This is a genomic window from Streptomyces sp. P1-3, assembly GCF_050613155.1.
Classification (GTDB): domain Bacteria; phylum Actinomycetota; class Actinomycetes; order Streptomycetales; family Streptomycetaceae; genus Streptomyces.
This window is the reverse complement of sequence record NZ_CP192512.1, coordinates 7,726,019-7,740,730: the sequence shown is the minus strand read 5'-3', so window position 1 is coordinate 7,740,730 and position 14,712 is coordinate 7,726,019. Positions and strand designations below refer to the sequence as shown.

Sequence of the window (14,712 nt, the reverse complement as noted above, 5' to 3'; positions counted from 1 at the left end):
GGGCGGCGTGCTGGGATGGCAGGTGGTGCTGTCATCAACCCACCATTGAGAAGAGATCGTTGACTGCCTGGATCACCGCGTCCGCGCGCTCCTCGTGCAGCCACCCGTGCCCTGCGTCGTCGAGAATCCGCTGCTCGCCGCGGGGGGACTCTGCGGCCACCTCGGCGTGCAGGGCACGCTTGCCCTCGTTGATCTCGCGCAGCAGCTCCGCGGGCCACAGGTGGGCCTGGGTGACGTCGTGTCCCATGGCCGTCAGCACGATCAGCGGCACGTCAGGGGTGGCCGGCGCGAGCCGGAACTCGGCTGCGACCTTGTCGTAGAGGTTCTGGTTCTCGCGCGAGGCGGCCCGCCAGGTGGCGAGGTGACGCTCCACCAGGGGCTCGCGCACCGGCTCCGGCCAGGCGGCGAAGTGCTGGACCAGCTGGGCGCGGGACTGCTCAATCTGCTCCGGCGTGGGCTCGGTCAACTCTTGGCTCCCCATCTGGTCCAGCATCTCGTCCAGCTTCTCCCGCGCCTGCCGGGGAACGCGGGCCGCCATGTCCTCGTGGAAGGGGTCGAGCAGGAGCAGGCCGGCCACCTCGTCGGGGAAACGCCTGGCGTAGTGGCGCGCGTAGGCCCCGCCCAGGGAGTGGCCGATCAACAGGTAAGGGCCGGGAACGCCGGCGGCGTGAAGCAGTTCGCGCAGTTCGTCGGTGACTTCGGCTGCGGTGCGGGGCAGCGCAGCAGCGTAGCTCCAGCCATTGCCTCCACGGTCGTAAAGGACGCTCGTGGTCAGCTCCGCGACGCGGTTGTGGATGTTGAGGTAGTCCAGGCTCATCAACCCCACCCCTGCCAGGAATACGACGGTCGGGCCTTCGGCGCCGGAGCGGTGCAGCATCAGGCGGCGACCGCCACCGATGTCGTGCAGTCGCCCCAGGGGAGGTGGCGGCGTGTAAGTCATGGCTGCTCCTATGCGGTGCCGGTGTGACGGGGGCTGCCCCAGCCTTATTCGCAACTTTGAGAACGGTATCACTCATGAGATCGTGCACCCATGGATAAGGTCGACTTGCTCCTGCATCCCGTGCGGCTGCGCATTGTGCACGCCATGTCCGGTGGCCGGACGCTGACCACCTCGCAGTTGAGCTCGCTGCTGCCCGACGTTTCGAAGGCCACCGTCTACCGGCATGTGGGGCTCCTGGCCGACGGTGGCTTGCTGGAGATCGAAGGCGAGCAACGGGTGCGCGGCGCCGTTGAGCGCCGCTACCGGCTGCCGCGTGAGCGGGCGATGATCGACGCCGACACCGCCGCCTCTGTTTCGATTGAGGACCACCGGCGGGTGTTCGCCGTGGCGATGGCAACCCTGCTGGCCGAGTTCAATGCCTACCTCGACCGGCCTGGTGCCGCCCCGGGTGCCGACTTGGTGGGCTACCGCCAGCACGCGATGTGGCTCAGCCGAGACGAACTCAGCTCGCTGATCGGCGAAATGCGCGACGTGCTGGTGCGCCGGATCGCCAACGACCCCTCTCCCGAACGCACCCGCTACCTGATCAGCCCCATTCTGTTCCCCGCCGAGGAACCAGCCGCAGTCAGCGGCGAGAACTAGGGTCTGCTTCTTCGGTCACGAGCGGACCCAGATGAAGGAGTGCGGCGGCGGTGACGGTACCGAGGAAGACGCCCGCGCTTCCGCATCAGCCCGCCTACGACGGGCTCGCGCCCGCCCGCTGCCCCGCTACCGCACCCGCCCGGTCTCCTTGCGCAAGCACGTGATGGGTGCAGGCCGCCACCCGGGCCGGACCGTCACCTGACGCAAGGGTTCCAAAGCAGCGATGAGCTCGCACTTCGTGCTCTTGCGCGTCCGGCTCGCCGGGCGGCGGCCCAAGCCCGCCGCCGACGGCACGATGCCCCTGGCCTGGCTGATCGCCCAGTGGCCCGAGGCGAGGCGGAGCCGGTGAAGTACTGGATCTCAAACCTGCCGGGCGACATTCCCGCAAGGGACTTGACCCGCCTGGCCAAGGCCCGGTGGAGCCGTTCGAGACCGGCCGGATGTCCACCTCTGCGGGGCGATCGCCACAGCCAGATCGCGGTCCGCACCAACCGGTACCAGGTGCCGGTCCGGCTGATCGGCGAACGGGGCCGAGGGGCCTGCGACGCCTCTCACCTGGTGGTTTACAACCAGAACGTGAAAGTCGCCCGGCACGAGCGGCCGATCGCCAAGGGCGGCTGCCGCCTGGAGCTTGACCACTACGTGGAGGTGTTCCGCAAGCCGGGCGCCTTCCCCGGCGCCACCGCGCTGGAGCAGGCCCGCTCGAGGTGCTGCCGCTGGGTCGGCGCATCCCCCGCGAGCACGCGGAAGCGGACTGATCAACCGCTCCAACGCCTGGCCGGCAACCGCTGAAAGCCGGCCAGGCCAGCGTCATCCGAGCGAGGTATGCCCTGGAACCAAGAGCCCACCATCCAGATGAGCTGCGATGCGCGTGACGGTCTGGACGTTGTCTTCGAACAGATGCCCCTGCATGCCTGCCGCCTGAGCGGCCTCAACGTTGACCGCGACATCGTCGACGAAGAGACAGCTCTCCGGGCACACCTCCAAGCTGGCGCAAGCGGCCTCGAAGGCCCGCGGGTCAGGCTTGCCGATACCGATCTCGTGCGAGTAGACGATCCGGTCCACCAGTTCGTCGAAGTGGTACTGCGCCGTCTCCCGCTCCCGGGCGCCAACGAAGCTGTTGCTGAGGATGCCCAGCTTGCAGCTTCCCCGCAGCCCTCGCACGTAGGCGATGAGTTCCTCATTCGGCGTTCCCAGGTACTCCGCCCACAGATCAGCCATGAAGGCTTCAACCTGGGGCGGGTCGAGACGCAAGCGGGCCGCCACCTGCTCGTGCACCTCTCGTTCGCTGATGCTCCCGAGGCTCCCGGCACGCCAAACGTCGCGCATCCGCTCATTCACAGTGCCAAGCGGCAGCTCCAACCGCTCTTCCCACCGTTGGACCCATCCCGTTTCCGGCGTGATCTCCAGCACGCCGCCGATATCCAGAATGACGCAGGTCCCGGTCACGCGAGCCCCCCTCTTCGTGCTGCCTGAACGACGAGCACCAACACCGCCCGCTCATGTGATCTATGAGGACACTGTTGTCCTGCGGTCTGGGGCCAGGTCAAGCGAGCTTCGAAGCTTGTGACAGCTCTGTCGAAAGCAGCCTCCCGACTCCCGGGCTGCCGGAAGCGGGCGAGCCGCGCACGCATCTCTTACCAACACATCCTGAATGAACGCCCGTTGGGGTCGCCCCGGGTGGTTGTCCGGCTCCGGGTGCGCCGGTATTTCGTGACCGCCGGAGCTGTTCCCGCAGGACGTTCGCCGAGCAGGTCGGCGGACTACTGAAGTTGTAATCGTGATGTCGTCAGCTGAGTTGGGTCGCCCCTCCTTATCCTGGCCGCATGACTGAGACACACACCTATGACGTAGCGATTGAATGGACCGGCAACCTCGGCTCAGGAACGGATAGTTACCGCTCCTTCAGTCGCGCCCATGAAGTCTTGGCGACTGGGAAGACTCCCATCGCTGCCTCTTCCGATCCGGCCTTTCGCGGCGACCCGGCCCGCTGGAACCCCGAGGAACTGCTTGTGGCCTCCGTCGCTCAGTGCCACATGCTCTGGTACCTCCACCTGTGCGCTGTTGGCGGAGTGACCGTTGTCGACTACGAAGACCGGGCTCACGGGGTCATGACCATGGACGCGAGCGGCGGCGGGGGCCAGATAACCGAGGTCATGCTTCGTCCCGAGGTGACCGTCGCCGATGCCTCGATGACGGACAAGGCTCGCGCACTGCACGACGAAGTGCACTCGGTGTGCTTCATCGCTCGCTCAGTGAACTTCCCCATCCGCCATGAACCACTGATCCGTGTCCAGTAAGGGGCGAGCTACTGAGCTTTCAGGCGTCGTGTCAGCACACCGATCTGCCTGTCGGGTTGTGGAGTCCGGTCGCGGCGAGGCATCCGTCGATGAGGTCGCTGCGGTACTGAATGCGGCGAAGTCCGCTGCGCAGGACGCGCATCAGGTGGTCGGGATCGGTTCACGCGGCCTGTCCGGTCGCGGCCAGTACCAGTTCGCGGACGGTGATCCGCTGCGGTTGCTCGTAGACCCAACGGACCGCCTCCGCGATCTCATCGGCCGTCGGCAGTTCCACCGCATCCTTGAACGCCTGGTAATCGGCCTTGGCGACCTCGTCGGTGGTGTGCGACAGCAGGTCCGTACGGACTGCGCCCGGGGCGATGGTCACCACCCGCACTCCGTGCGCGGCGACCTCCTCGCGCAGGCTCTCCGAGATCGCGTGCACAGCTGCTTTGGTGCCGCTGTAGACGGTGTGCTTCGGGTAGCTCTTGAGACCTGCCACCGAGCCGATGTTGATCACCGTGCCGGTTCCGCGGTCGACCATGCCGGGCAGCACCGCGGCGATACCGTTGAGCAGGCCGCGCACGTTCACGTCCACCATCTGGTCCCACTGCTGCGCTGGTTGGGCGGCGACCTCGCCGAGCAGCATCGTCCCGGCGTTGTTCACGATCGCGTCGGCGGGACCGAAGGCGGCCTCGGCCTCGGCGACCGCGGCGGCCACCGCGGATCGGTCGGTGACGTCGACCGCCCGCGCCAGCGCGCGGGGCAGGCCCAGGCCGGTGAGCCGGTCGAGGCGACGGCCGAGCAGCAGGAGTGGGTGCCCTCGGTCGGCGAAGGCGCGTGCGATAGCCGCGCCGATGCCCGAACCGGCGCCGGTGATGACGATGAGCGGCTGTGCCATGGAGTGCTCCATTCCTCATGACTTCTGGATACCGCCTCAGGGCGGGACCTGCGGAGGTGACGTCATCAACCCTGCTCGTGCGGCGCCTTCCGAACAATGCCGAACCCCGCAACGATCGATAACCTGAGGGTTATGGAAAGCCGTGAGATCGAGATCTTCCTGACGCTCGCCGAGGAACTGCACTTCGCGCGCACCGCCGAGCGGCTGCTCGTCTCGCAGGCCCGGGTCAGCCAGACCATCAAGAAGCTGGAGCGCCGGTTCGGCACCGCGCTGTTCGAGCGGACCAGCCGGCGGGTCGCCCTCACCCCGGTAGGCCGTCGCCTCCGGGACGACATCGGCCCGGCGTTCCTACGTATCCAGGAAGGCATCGCGCGTGCGACCGAGGCCGGCCGGGGTGTTGCCGGACCGCTGCACGTGGGCTTCTCCGGGGCGCTCCAGGGCGACTTGGCGCTCTCTGTCCAGGCCGCCCTGCGCGCCGGCAACCCCGAGTGCGAGGTGCGACTCCATGAGGTCCCCGAAGGCGATCCGTACAGGCCCCTCCGGTCCGGCGAAGTCGATCTGGCCATCGTCCGATTCCCCGTCAGCGAACCGGACTTGGCGGCCGGGCCGGTGCTGATATCCGACGCCGTGATGCTCGCCGTTCCCGCCCGCCACCGGCTGGCCCGCCGCGACGCGGTCGGCGAAGGCGACCTCGCCGGCGAGAGCGTGCTGCCGGCCGGCTCGCTCCAGGAGACGCTGGCCCGGGTCGGCGCCGGCCATGGCGTCCATCCCGTCCCGAGCCAGACAGCGGTGTACCAGACGCGCCCGACGATCGCCTTTATCCCCTATCCGGACGCGCCACCCGCCGAGTTCGGTGCGGTCTGGCGGACAGCGGCGGACAACGCCCGGATCCGCGCCTTCGTCGCCGCCGCCGCTGCCCTGGTGCGTACAGAAGGCGGCCCCACACAGGTATGTGGAGCCTGCCGGGCCGATGCCATCAGCCCCGCGCCTCGGTGAACGCGCGGCGGATCGTCCGGCGTCCACGGACGCGGACACCGAATGACCGGCGAGGCATCGCCACCCCCTACGACAAAACACCCGAGAGCGACCTCGCCGGACTCCACCTCCGCGCAGCGCCCATCTGGATCAGCAGCCTCCTCCAGGCCCGTTGATCACAACTCAAGACACGCCCTAGACGAACAAGCCCTAACGAGGTTGAGGGCGAGTCGGACGGGTGGCGGTGCTTACGCCGGTTGGAGCCCCTCCTCGACCGTCGGAGGCCAGGGCTGTGAACAAGGCGTCGAGGGCAGCTGGGTAGGCGCGTTCGGACGGGGCAGCGAAGCCGATCAACAGGCCCTGCGGACGGTCGGCGGGGTCATGGTGGAGTTCAGCAATTCCACGCAAGGCGAGGCCGTTGTGGGCGCACCTGGCCAGGAGTTGGTCTTCGGTGGGGCCGTCGGAAGAGAGGGTGATGAGGGTGTGCAGGCCGGCGGGGACTCCGTGGGCGGTAAGCCCGGGGATGGGGGCTATCCGGCCAAGGAGGAGTTCGCGGCGGCGGCGATAGCGCAGGCGGGCGGCGCGGATGTGGCGGTCGTAGGCGTGAGTGGTGATCAGGTCGGCGAGGACGAGCTGGCCCAGGGTCTCGGTGTACAGGTCGGCTTGCTGTTTGGCCCGCATCACCGGTTGCACCAGGTGGGGTGGCAGGACCATCCAAGCCAGGCGGAGGGCGGGACTGAGAGTCTTGGACGCGGTACCGCAGTAGACGACGTGGTCGGGTGCGATGCCCTGGAGGGCACCGACGGGTTGGCGGTCGTAGCGGTACTCGCCGTCGTAGTCGTCCTCGACGATGAGTCCTCCTGTGGAGCGCGCCCAGACGCACAGCGTCTGGCGGCGGCTCGGATGTAGCGGGACACCGGTCGGGTACTGGTGCGAGGGGGTGAGGAACACCGCTCCCGTGTGCTGTGTCAGCACCTCCGCGCGGGCGCCGTGGGCGTCGACGGGCAGAGCGAGGGTGGTGAGCCCGGCGCGCTGGACGACTTCGCGAAAGAGGTTGTGGCCCGGGTCCTCCACGGCCGCGGTGCGGGTGCCGCTCGCGGCCAGTACGCCGCTGAGCAGGCCAAGGCCCTGGTAGTAGCCGGAGGTGATCACGATGCGGTCCGGGGTTGTGATCACGCCGCGGGTACGGCCCAGGTAGTCGGCGAGGGCACTGCGCAGTTCGATCCGGCCCTGCGGGTCGCCGGCGCCGAAGACCTCGGGGCGGGCGCGTGTGAGCACGCGGCGGGTGGAGGCGAGCCAGGCTCGGGTGGGGAAGGCGCTGACGTCGGGGAGTCCGGGGCGAAGGTCGTGGCGCGGAGTCGTCGGCGCGGGTGCGGGGCGCGCGGGGGCCTGGGCGCGTTGCGGTGCCTCGGCCACGGTGGTGCCCGATCCCGGGCGCGTGATCAGGTAACCCTCCTCGACCAGTTGGCCATAGGCGGCGCTGACGGTCCCCCGCGAGAGTCCGAGTTCCTGGGCCAGCCCGCGTGTGGACGGCAGGAGCGTCCCTGCCGGCAGGCGTCCCTGACGAATCGCCGCCCGGAGCGCGGACTCCAGGCCGGAGCGCCGCCCGCCTACGGCGTCGAGGGAGATGTGCAGGTCGAGCCGGGAACTGGACCAAGAATTCGACATGGAACTGGATCTTATTCCTGGTCCGGTGACCCTCTACGTTCGAGGTCGAAAGCCTGAACGAAGGGGCAGGAGCGTGAAACGGGTTGCTGTGATCGGGACCGGCACGATGGGCGCGCCGATCGCCCGTCGGTTGCTGGGCGAAGGCTGCGAGGTCACCGTCTGGAATCGCTCGCCACGGCGGGGAGCGGCGTTGCAGGAGGCGGGCGCTGCGGTCGGGGCGAGTGCGGCGGACGCGAAACCCGTCGCCGACGCGGCAAGTGACGGCGGGCTCGGCCTCGGCCTGACCGCTGCGGCCCGGGACTGGCTCGTCGACGCCAAGCGCGCGGGGCGCCCCGGCCAGGACTACTCGGCCGTCCTTGGCCACATCCCGCACACCACGACGAAAGGACCTCAGCGATGATCGTGATCGCTCACCTCAGCGACACCCACATCGACGGCGGGCAGCGCAGTTCCGAGCGCACCCGGGTTGTCATGGACTACCTTGAAGACCTCCCCTACGAACTGGACGCGGTCCTGGTCACCGGTGACATCGCCGACCACGCCTTGCCCGCCGAATACGAGCAGGCCCGTCGGCTACTGACCTCCCGGCACCCGGTTGTGGTCTGCCCGGGCAACCACGACGAGCGCGCAGCGTTCCGGCAGTTCCTGCTGGGGCAGCCGCCATCGGCAGCACCGATCAACCAGGTGCACCACACCGCCGCCTGCGTCATCGCGCTGTGCGACTCCTCGCTGCCGGGCAAGGACGAGGGCTTCCTCGAGTACGAGACCCTGATGTGGCTCGAGGACGTCCTGGCCCAGGCCCCGGACGAGGTGCCCGTGCTGGTCGGCTTCCACCACCCGCCGGCCCAGTTGCACGTACCGTTCATCGACGGCATCCGCCAGTTCGGAGCGGATCGACTCGCCGCGCTTGCGGAGCGCCACCCAAACCTCGCGGCCTTCCTGTGCGGGCACGCCCACACTCCGGCAGCCACCACCTTCGCCGGACGGCCGCTGCTGGTGGCACCGGGAGTGGTCTCCACCCTCCGGCTCCCCTGGGAGCATCACGCCCACCCCGAGGACTACGTCCACCTCGACCAGCCGCCCGCGCTCGCCTTCCACATCCTGGACGACGAGGGACGGCTGACCACTCATTACCGGTGGGTCAACGACTGATCACGTGTCTGCGGGGTACCGGGCTGCCACGGTCCCCGGTGGAGCAGGTGTGGTCCACGCCTGCCCCAGCGACCACAGCGAGTGATCGCTGGGCGTGCTCGGGCGCGGCGGCAGGAACCTTGCCGGGACCGGAGCACGCCTTCTAGCGGGGCGGCGGCGCCGGCCACGCGCGGGGGTACGGCGCCCGCAGCGACCGCGCAGCGACCGGCGTGTGCGCGGCGGCGGCGTGCAGCCGCCCGTCGCGAAGGACGACGGCGCCGCTGCGGAGCATCGCGTCGACCAGCTCGGCGGCGAGCCCCTCGGGCACCCTGCCCAACAGCCGTGCCGCGTCCGCCAGCCACGCCCGCGCGTGCAGGTACGGCTCGACCTCGACGGCCGGTATCCCGTCGCGGATCATCAGGGCGAACGCGAAGATCCGCCGCGCGCCGTACCAGACGGCTCCGGCCGGATCGTCGACGAGGCGCTGGGCGCGGCGCAGTGCGGTGGCGAACGCCGCACCGGGGTCCGTCGGGATGGGGCCGTGCGAGGGAAGCAGCACACGTGGGGCGAGGTCGGCCATCCGCTTCAGGGAGGCGAGGGCGGTGGCGGCCGCGCTGGGGCCGTCGAGGCGAGGTTCACCCAGCCCACGTCGTAGTCCGACAGCGCGTCCCCGACCACCAGCATGCGTTCTTCGGCTGCCACAGCGCCAGGTGCCCGGGCGTGTGGCCGGGGGTGCGGATGACCTGCCAGTCGGTGTCCCCGAGGCGGAGGATCTGTCCGTCGTCGAGCGGCATGTCGACCGTGTACGGGGCGACGGGCTGGTCGAGGTACTCGGCCGCGCAACAGCCCGGGTCCCTGCGGGCGATGGCCTCGGCTTCCGGGGCCCCGGCCGCGATGCCCGCACCGCTCGCCTGCAGGAGGGCGTTGCCGCCGACGTGGTCGGAGTGCCAGTGGGTGTTCACGACCAGGTTGATGTGCCCGGCGTGTGCGCGTGCCCAGGAGGCCGTCTGTTCGGCGTGGCCGACGAACCCGCTGTCGACCAGGGCCGGTTGCCGCCCGTGCAGCAGAAGCAGGTTGGCGTCGGGGAACGGCCTGTGCTGCCAGGTCACCCAGGACGGCAGCGGCCGGGCCTGCGGCAGCGGCAGCGGCTGCGGCAGCGGCTGCCGACTCAACTCTCGGGCCTGTTCACGCGGATCAGTGTCTGCTGACCGTTGGCGACGAGCGACCGCCTGGCGTCCTGGACGCCGAACACTTCCAGCTGGCACACGGTCAGCGTGCGCCCGGACTTCAGTACGGTTCCGATCGCCTCGATGTGGTCGCCGACAGCTGGCGCGAGGAGGTTGATCTTGTACTCGACGGTGAGTACCTCGGTGTTCTCGGGGAACAGCGTGAAAAGGCCGCGTAGCCGCCGGCGCTGTCGGCGATGGCGCTGGTGGCGCCGGCGTGGAAGTAGCCATGCTGCTGGGTGACTTCGGGCCTGCTGGGGAGCACGATGTGCACGCGGCCGGGCGCGATGTGGGATATGCGCGCACCGAGGTGGCTCATCAGCCCCTGGCGGTCGAAGCTGGCCCGGATGCGCTTTTGCGCCTCGGGGCTCGCCTGTTCCTGCTGCGTCTGGGCTTCCACGTGCTCTCCTTCGACGGACATCGCGGTGTGTGGACGGGTGAGGCGGGTTCGTCAGACGGCCAGGCGTTCCACCAGGAGGAACCCGCCGATGACGATCATCATGGCACCGGAGGCGCGGGTGACCGCCTGGGCGGCCGAGGGCCGGGTCTTCAGCACGGTGCGGGCCAGGACGCCGACGGCGAGATAGACGACGGCGCAGGCGGCCATGTGGAGCATGCCGAGAATCCGGTCTGCGCGGCGACGGGCCAGCCGCCCGCGGGGTCGATGAACTGGGGGAACAACGAGAAGTACAGCAGCAGCGCCTTGGGGTTCAGGCCGCTGATCCCGGCTCCCTTGAGCATGATCTGCCGACGTGAGGAGGCCGTGGTCTCCGTTGGCGCGGCCAGGGCAGCCGGCCGTGTCAGCACTCCCCAGCCGAGCCACATCAGGTAGGTGGCCCCGGCGACGGTCTGCGTGATGAGCAGGGTCGCCGAGCTCGCCACGATCACCACCAGCCCGGCCACGGCGAGCAGCGTGTATCCCGCGTATCCGGCTATCAGCCCGGCGACCGCGGGGACGACCGACCGGCCCCGCAGCCCCGCGGCGATCGCGTAGGCCCAGTCCGCGCCGGGGGTGAACACCAGCTACCGAGCTGCAGTTGGACGGCCGTCTTACGGTGACCGAGCTCGCCGCCCGCGTGAAGCTGAGCGTCTCCCCCTGCCACCGTCGCTTGCGTGATCTGGAGCGGCAGGAAGCGATCCGCGGCTACCGCGCGGTCGTCGACCCGGCCGCCGTCGGCCTGGATGGGGCGGGTTCATGGATGGGGTGGGTCGGACACGGTGCGCGCCGGCTCCGCCGCGGTCACTGCGCGGGCCGCAAGGCGTCGACGAGTTCGGCGGCCGGGGTGGTGGGTGTGCGGGGGTGAAGGAGCTCGGTGCGATACACGATGCGGGGCTCGGTGATCGGTACGGCCGCGATGCCGGGGAGGTCTCCGGCTGTGGGCAGGGCGGCAGTGGTGAGGCCGGCTCCGGCGGCCACCAGGGCGGACAGCCCGCGGATGTCGGTTCCGGTGTAGGTGAGTTGGTGGCCGAAGCCGTCGGACTGGGCGGCGGCCCGCAGCTGGGCCAGGGGCACGGCGGCGTCGGGTGCGTCGATCCAGCGGGCAGCGGCGAGGTCGGCCAGCCGCAGCCCCGGACGGCCGACGAGCGGGTGGGTGGCGGGCAGTAGTACCGCGAGAGGTTCCTCGCTGACGGGAAGGGCGGTCAGGGGACCGGCGTCGGGCAGCGGCAGCGGATCGCTGGGGGCCACCGCGCCGTCGATCAGCGCCAGGTCCGCCGCGCCGGTCAGCACGGCCTGGACCGCCTCGGTGCGGCCGCACACCCGCACCGAGGCCGCGAGCTGCGGGGCCGCGGTACGGGCCCGTACCAGCGCGAGCGCGATGGTGGGCGTCAGTGCGCCCGGTGCGCAGGCCACCGCGAGCCGCCCCGGGCGCACCTGCCGCAGGCGTGCGATGTCGGCCCGCGCCGCATCCAGGCGCAGCAGCAGCGGCCGGGCGTGCTCCAGCAGCCGCTCGCCCGGCTCGGTCGGCGCTACCGGGCGGCGGGTGAGCAGCGGCGCCTCCAGATCGGTCTCAAGGCTCGCGATGTGCTGCGAGACCGCGGACTGGGTGTAGCCGAGGGCCCGGGCGGCGGCGGAGAAGGAGCGGTGGTCGACCACGGCGACGAAAGTACGCAGCTGCTGCGGATCCATGAGTATCAGTATTGCTGATGCCGGATGCAGGAATCATCGTTGGACGTGATGCAGGTGGGCGGCTCAGGATGGCCGCATGACACACACCGCCCGCGTCGCCCTGGTCGGCGACCGCTCGCCCCACGTCCGTTCCCACACCCGCATCCCGGGCCTGCTCGACGCGCTGCGCGAGCGTGACGGCCTGGATCTGGACGCGTACTGGATCCCCACTCAGGACGTTGCAGACCACACGGCCCTGACCGGGTTCGATGCGATCTGGGTGGTGCCCGGCAGCCCTTACCGCAGCGAGGTCGGCGCGCTCGCGGCCATCCGCACCGCCCGCGAGGACCGCATCCCCCTGCTCGGCACCTGCGCCGGCTTCCAGCATGTCCTGCTCGAATACGCCCGCAACGTGGCCGGGCTGGCAACGGCCGGTCATGCGGAGAACGCGCCCGACACGTCGGCGGCCGACGCCGTGGTGGTGCCGCTTGCGTGCTCCCTGGTCGGTCACGAGGGCACGATCGAGCTGACCGCAGGCTCCCGCGCCGAAGTGCTCATCGGAGCCGAGCGATCCATCGAGCGCTACCACTGCAACTTCGGCGCCAGCTCCCGCCACGTGGAGCTGCTGCGCGCCCACGGGCTGCGGTTCACCGGCACCGATACCGACGGCGAGGTGCGGATCGCCGAGCTGCCGGAGCACCCGTTCTTCCTCGCCACCCTCTTCCAGCCGGAACTCGCCGGCGACGGGACCCGACCGCACCCTCTCATCCGCGGCCTCGCGGCGGCCGCCGTCGCCCGGGCGAAGGCGACCGCATGACCGGCCTCAAGCGTCTGTTGAGCGCCTACCTGCGCCTCTGCACGGTCCCCGACGCTCACGGCACCAGCCCGCTGGCCGGTACCCGCGACGCGGGGTTCCCCAGGCTGCCGGCCGGCACACCCGGCGCACCCGTCAACCACGACGCTCAGTCCCGCCGGCTACGGCGCTCATCCGCCAACTGAAGCGCTGAGTCACATCGGTGTGCCGGGCGGCCCGGTCGCCACCACCGTGATGAGGCCCTGGACGAGGAGCGGCCGCTCCTGGCCGGTGCGACCACCGAACCCGTTCGCGGGTGGCGCCGACACCCTCGCAGGCCCCCCGCCCTCTCACTCGCCCTCTCACTTCGCCTCCGCGTAGCACTCCACCACCGCCGTGGTGAACGGAAACCGCACCGGCGTCTCCCCGAACGCGATCCGGCCCGCCGCCGCGGCCGCCGTCGCGATCGCCTCGGACACCGCCGCCGCCTCCTGGGCCGGGCAGTGCACGATCACCTCGTCATGCTGGAAGAAGACCAGTTCGGCACGGAGCCCGGCGTCCCACAGGGCGCGGCGCAGTGCGGCCAGCACCAGCAACGCCCAGTCGGCGGCGCTGCCCTGGACGACGAAGTTCCGGGTGAACCGGCCGCGGGCGCGCGCCGCCGCCGAGCTTCCGGCGTACCCCCGCGGTTGCTCCTCCTGCGGCAGGCCCGCCTCGTCGGGCGGTGCGACGGACGCGGGCGGGCAGGTGCGGCCCATCCACGTGCGTACCAGCCGGCCCTCCTCGCCCGCGCGGGCCGCCTCGTCCACATACGCCACCGCGGCCGGATAGCGGCGGCGCAGGTCGGCCATGTGCTTGAGGGCGTCACCGGACGTCTGCCCGTAAACGGCCCCCAGCAGAGCGAGCTTGGCCTGTTCGCGGTCGCCGCCGAACGCGCGGGCCGCAAGTCCTGCGTACAGATCCTCGCCGCTGCCGGCCACCTCCATCAGGCCGCGGTCGCGGGAGATGGCGGCCAGCACGCGCGGCTCCATCTGGTCCGCGTCGGCGACCACCAGGCGCCACCCCGGGTCGGCCCGCACCGCCTGCCGGATCACCTTGGGGATCTGCAGCGCGCCGCCCCCGTTGGTGGTCCAGCGCCCGGAGACCGTGCCTCCGGGCAGATACTCCGGGTGGAAACGGCCGTCGTGCACCCACTGCTGGAGCCAGGACCACCCATGGGCGGTGTGCAGACGGTAGAGCTTCTTGTACTCCAGCAAGGGTGCCACCGCGGGGTGGTCGATCTGCTGCAGCTCCCACTTGCGGGTCGAGGTGAGCGGGATCCCGGCGCCGGCGAAGGCCCTGATGATGTCCTGCGGCAGATCGGGGCGCACGCGCACGCCCGGCCCGAAGGCCCGGGACACCTCGTCCGCCAGCTCCGCCAGCCGCCGGGTCTCCAGCCCGCCCGGATACCGTTCCCCCAGCAGACCGTCGAGTAGCCTGCGATGCACATCCGCCCGCCACGGCACCCCGGCCCGGCCCATTTCCATGGCGACGAGCATGCCTGCGGACTCCGACGCGAGCAGCAGCCGCATCCGCTCCGGGTGCTCGGTCTTCTCCGTACGCGCCACCTGGTGGGAATAGACCTCGGTCAGCGCGGCCAGCTCGTCCGTCCCCGGCGGCAGCGGTACCGGGCCCGGCTCGAAGAGGGACGGCTGGGTCTCGGCGTTACGCACCGGAGCGTCCGGCGGGACGGGCAGATGGTGCAGCCGCGCCCAGGCGGCGGCCAGCGAACGCGGCTGCCCGGACTGACCCTCCTCATGTCCGATCAGCAGCGCCTCCGCGGCCTCCACGTCGTAGCACCGCTCGACCCGCACCCCCGCTGCCAGCAGCCGCCGGTAGCTCTCCGCCGTGGACCGCCACACCCACCGCTCGACCTCCGGGCGCGAGCGCACGGCCTCGGCGAGCGAGCGCTCCCGCAACACCGGCCCCGCGGGCCGTCCCTCCTCGATGAGCGGGCAGAGACGAGCACCCCCGTCGCCCGTCTCAACCACCGCCCACCTCATACGCCGAG

16 protein-coding genes and 4 pseudogenes are annotated in these 14,712 nt (G+C 70.6%); 9 read left to right on the top strand and 11 right to left on the bottom strand.

The genetic code is table 11. The features are described 5' to 3' along the window. Positions 1-34 precede the first annotated feature (34 nt). Positions 35-940 (bottom strand): alpha/beta fold hydrolase, encoded by a 906-nt coding sequence (locus ACQUSR_RS33145; RefSeq protein WP_431047013.1) that lies wholly within the window; start codon positions 938-940, stop codon positions 35-37. 90 nt (positions 941-1,030) lie between these two features. On the opposite strand from ACQUSR_RS33145, the gene ACQUSR_RS33140 reads away from it, so the two are divergent. The 3 genes from ACQUSR_RS33140 to ACQUSR_RS33130 all read left to right on the top strand — a co-directional run bounded on the left by ACQUSR_RS33140 (position 1,031) and on the right by ACQUSR_RS33130 (position 2,374). Next, positions 1,031-1,582, top strand: coding sequence for a helix-turn-helix domain-containing protein (locus ACQUSR_RS33140; RefSeq protein ID WP_431047011.1), 552 nt, complete (start codon positions 1,031-1,033; stop codon positions 1,580-1,582). Between the two features lie 223 nt (positions 1,583-1,805). After that, on the top strand, positions 1,806-1,931 hold the full coding sequence (locus tag ACQUSR_RS33135; protein WP_431047009.1) for a hypothetical protein: 126 nt from the start codon (positions 1,806-1,808) through the stop codon (positions 1,929-1,931). Then, positions 1,928-2,374, top strand: coding sequence for a Mu transposase domain-containing protein (locus ACQUSR_RS33130; protein WP_431047007.1), 447 nt, complete (start codon positions 1,928-1,930; stop codon positions 2,372-2,374). The genes ACQUSR_RS33135 and ACQUSR_RS33130 overlap by 4 nt, the downstream gene beginning before the upstream one ends. Positions 2,375-2,392: 18 nt before the next feature. On the opposite strand, the gene ACQUSR_RS33125 is transcribed toward ACQUSR_RS33130, so the two are convergent. After that, on the bottom strand, positions 2,393-3,031 hold the full coding sequence (locus tag ACQUSR_RS33125) for an HAD family hydrolase (RefSeq protein WP_431047005.1): 639 nt from the start codon (positions 3,029-3,031) through the stop codon (positions 2,393-2,395). A 377-nt stretch (positions 3,032-3,408) separates the two neighbouring features. Between ACQUSR_RS33125 and ACQUSR_RS33120 the strand changes: the two genes are divergently transcribed. After that, entirely contained in the window at positions 3,409-3,882 is a 474-nt protein-coding gene (locus ACQUSR_RS33120) for an OsmC family protein (protein ID WP_431047003.1), read from the top strand. A 31-nt stretch (positions 3,883-3,913) separates the two neighbouring features. Here ACQUSR_RS33120 and ACQUSR_RS33115 read toward each other — a convergent pair. Next, positions 3,914-4,036, bottom strand: a pseudogene (locus tag ACQUSR_RS33115) (IS630 family transposase); the annotation flags it as partial. Positions 4,037-4,042: 6 nt separating this feature from the next. Continuing rightward, positions 4,043-4,762 (bottom strand): SDR family oxidoreductase, encoded by a 720-nt coding sequence (locus tag ACQUSR_RS33110; RefSeq protein WP_431047001.1) that lies wholly within the window; start codon positions 4,760-4,762, stop codon positions 4,043-4,045. Positions 4,763-4,894: 132 nt separating this feature from the next. Here ACQUSR_RS33110 and ACQUSR_RS33105 point away from each other — a divergent pair, with 132 nt between their 5' ends. Next, the gene (locus tag ACQUSR_RS33105) at positions 4,895-5,758 is read left to right on the top strand and encodes a LysR family transcriptional regulator (RefSeq protein ID WP_431046999.1); all 864 of its coding nucleotides are present in this window, start codon (positions 4,895-4,897) and stop codon (positions 5,756-5,758) included. Between the two features lie 189 nt (positions 5,759-5,947). On the opposite strand, the gene ACQUSR_RS33100 is transcribed toward ACQUSR_RS33105, so the two are convergent. Beyond that, a complete protein-coding gene (locus ACQUSR_RS33100) occupies positions 5,948-7,405 on the bottom strand; it encodes a PLP-dependent aminotransferase family protein (RefSeq protein WP_431046997.1) in 1,458 nt (485 codons plus the stop codon). Between ACQUSR_RS33100 and ACQUSR_RS33095 the strand changes: the two genes are divergently transcribed. Continuing rightward, entirely contained in the window at positions 7,404-7,805 is a 402-nt protein-coding gene (locus ACQUSR_RS33095; RefSeq protein WP_431046995.1) for an NAD(P)-binding domain-containing protein, read from the top strand. The genes ACQUSR_RS33100 and ACQUSR_RS33095 overlap by 2 nt on opposite strands. Beyond that, positions 7,802-8,557: a metallophosphoesterase gene (locus tag ACQUSR_RS33090; protein ID WP_431046993.1), complete on the top strand. Its 756-nt coding sequence runs from the start codon at positions 7,802-7,804 to the stop codon at positions 8,555-8,557. The genes ACQUSR_RS33095 and ACQUSR_RS33090 overlap by 4 nt, the downstream gene beginning before the upstream one ends. A 142-nt stretch (positions 8,558-8,699) precedes the next feature. Here the strand turns inward: ACQUSR_RS33090 and ACQUSR_RS33085 are convergent, their stop codons facing one another. The 4 genes and pseudogenes from ACQUSR_RS33085 to ACQUSR_RS33070 form a co-directional block, all read right to left on the bottom strand. After that, positions 8,700-9,116 carry a hypothetical protein gene (locus ACQUSR_RS33085; RefSeq protein ID WP_431046991.1) on the bottom strand — a complete coding sequence of 139 codons (417 nt, stop codon included), beginning with the start codon at positions 9,114-9,116 and terminating at the stop codon, positions 8,700-8,702. A 55-nt stretch (positions 9,117-9,171) separates the two neighbouring features. Then, complete coding sequence (locus tag ACQUSR_RS33080) at positions 9,172-9,708, bottom strand: MBL fold metallo-hydrolase (RefSeq protein ID WP_431046989.1); 537 nt, start codon at positions 9,706-9,708, stop codon at positions 9,172-9,174. Next, a pseudogene (locus tag ACQUSR_RS33075) lies at positions 9,705-10,183 on the bottom strand (PaaI family thioesterase). The gene ACQUSR_RS33080 and the pseudogene ACQUSR_RS33075 overlap by 4 nt, the downstream one beginning before the upstream one ends. A gap of 30 nt (positions 10,184-10,213) precedes the next feature. After that, positions 10,214-10,785: pseudogene (locus ACQUSR_RS33070) on the bottom strand (LysE family translocator). Positions 10,786-10,793: 8 nt separating this feature from the next. Between ACQUSR_RS33070 and ACQUSR_RS33065 the strand changes: the two are divergent. Continuing rightward, a pseudogene (locus ACQUSR_RS33065) lies at positions 10,794-10,946 on the top strand (Lrp/AsnC family transcriptional regulator); the annotation flags it as partial. Positions 10,947-11,002: 56 nt separating this feature from the next. Here ACQUSR_RS33065 and ACQUSR_RS33060 read toward each other — a convergent pair. Continuing rightward, complete coding sequence (locus tag ACQUSR_RS33060) at positions 11,003-11,890, bottom strand: LysR family transcriptional regulator (protein ID WP_431046987.1); 888 nt, start codon at positions 11,888-11,890, stop codon at positions 11,003-11,005. Between the two features lie 76 nt (positions 11,891-11,966). Between ACQUSR_RS33060 and ACQUSR_RS33055 the strand changes: the two genes are divergently transcribed. Then, positions 11,967-12,686, top strand: coding sequence for a CTP synthase C-terminal region-related (seleno)protein (locus tag ACQUSR_RS33055; RefSeq protein ID WP_431046985.1), 720 nt, complete (start codon positions 11,967-11,969; stop codon positions 12,684-12,686). 338 nt (positions 12,687-13,024) lie between these two features. On the opposite strand, the gene ACQUSR_RS33050 is transcribed toward ACQUSR_RS33055, so the two are convergent. Next, positions 13,025-14,704 (bottom strand): bifunctional 3'-5' exonuclease/DNA polymerase, encoded by a 1,680-nt coding sequence (locus tag ACQUSR_RS33050; RefSeq protein WP_431046983.1) that lies wholly within the window; start codon positions 14,702-14,704, stop codon positions 13,025-13,027. Between the last annotated feature and the right edge of the window lie 8 nt (positions 14,705-14,712).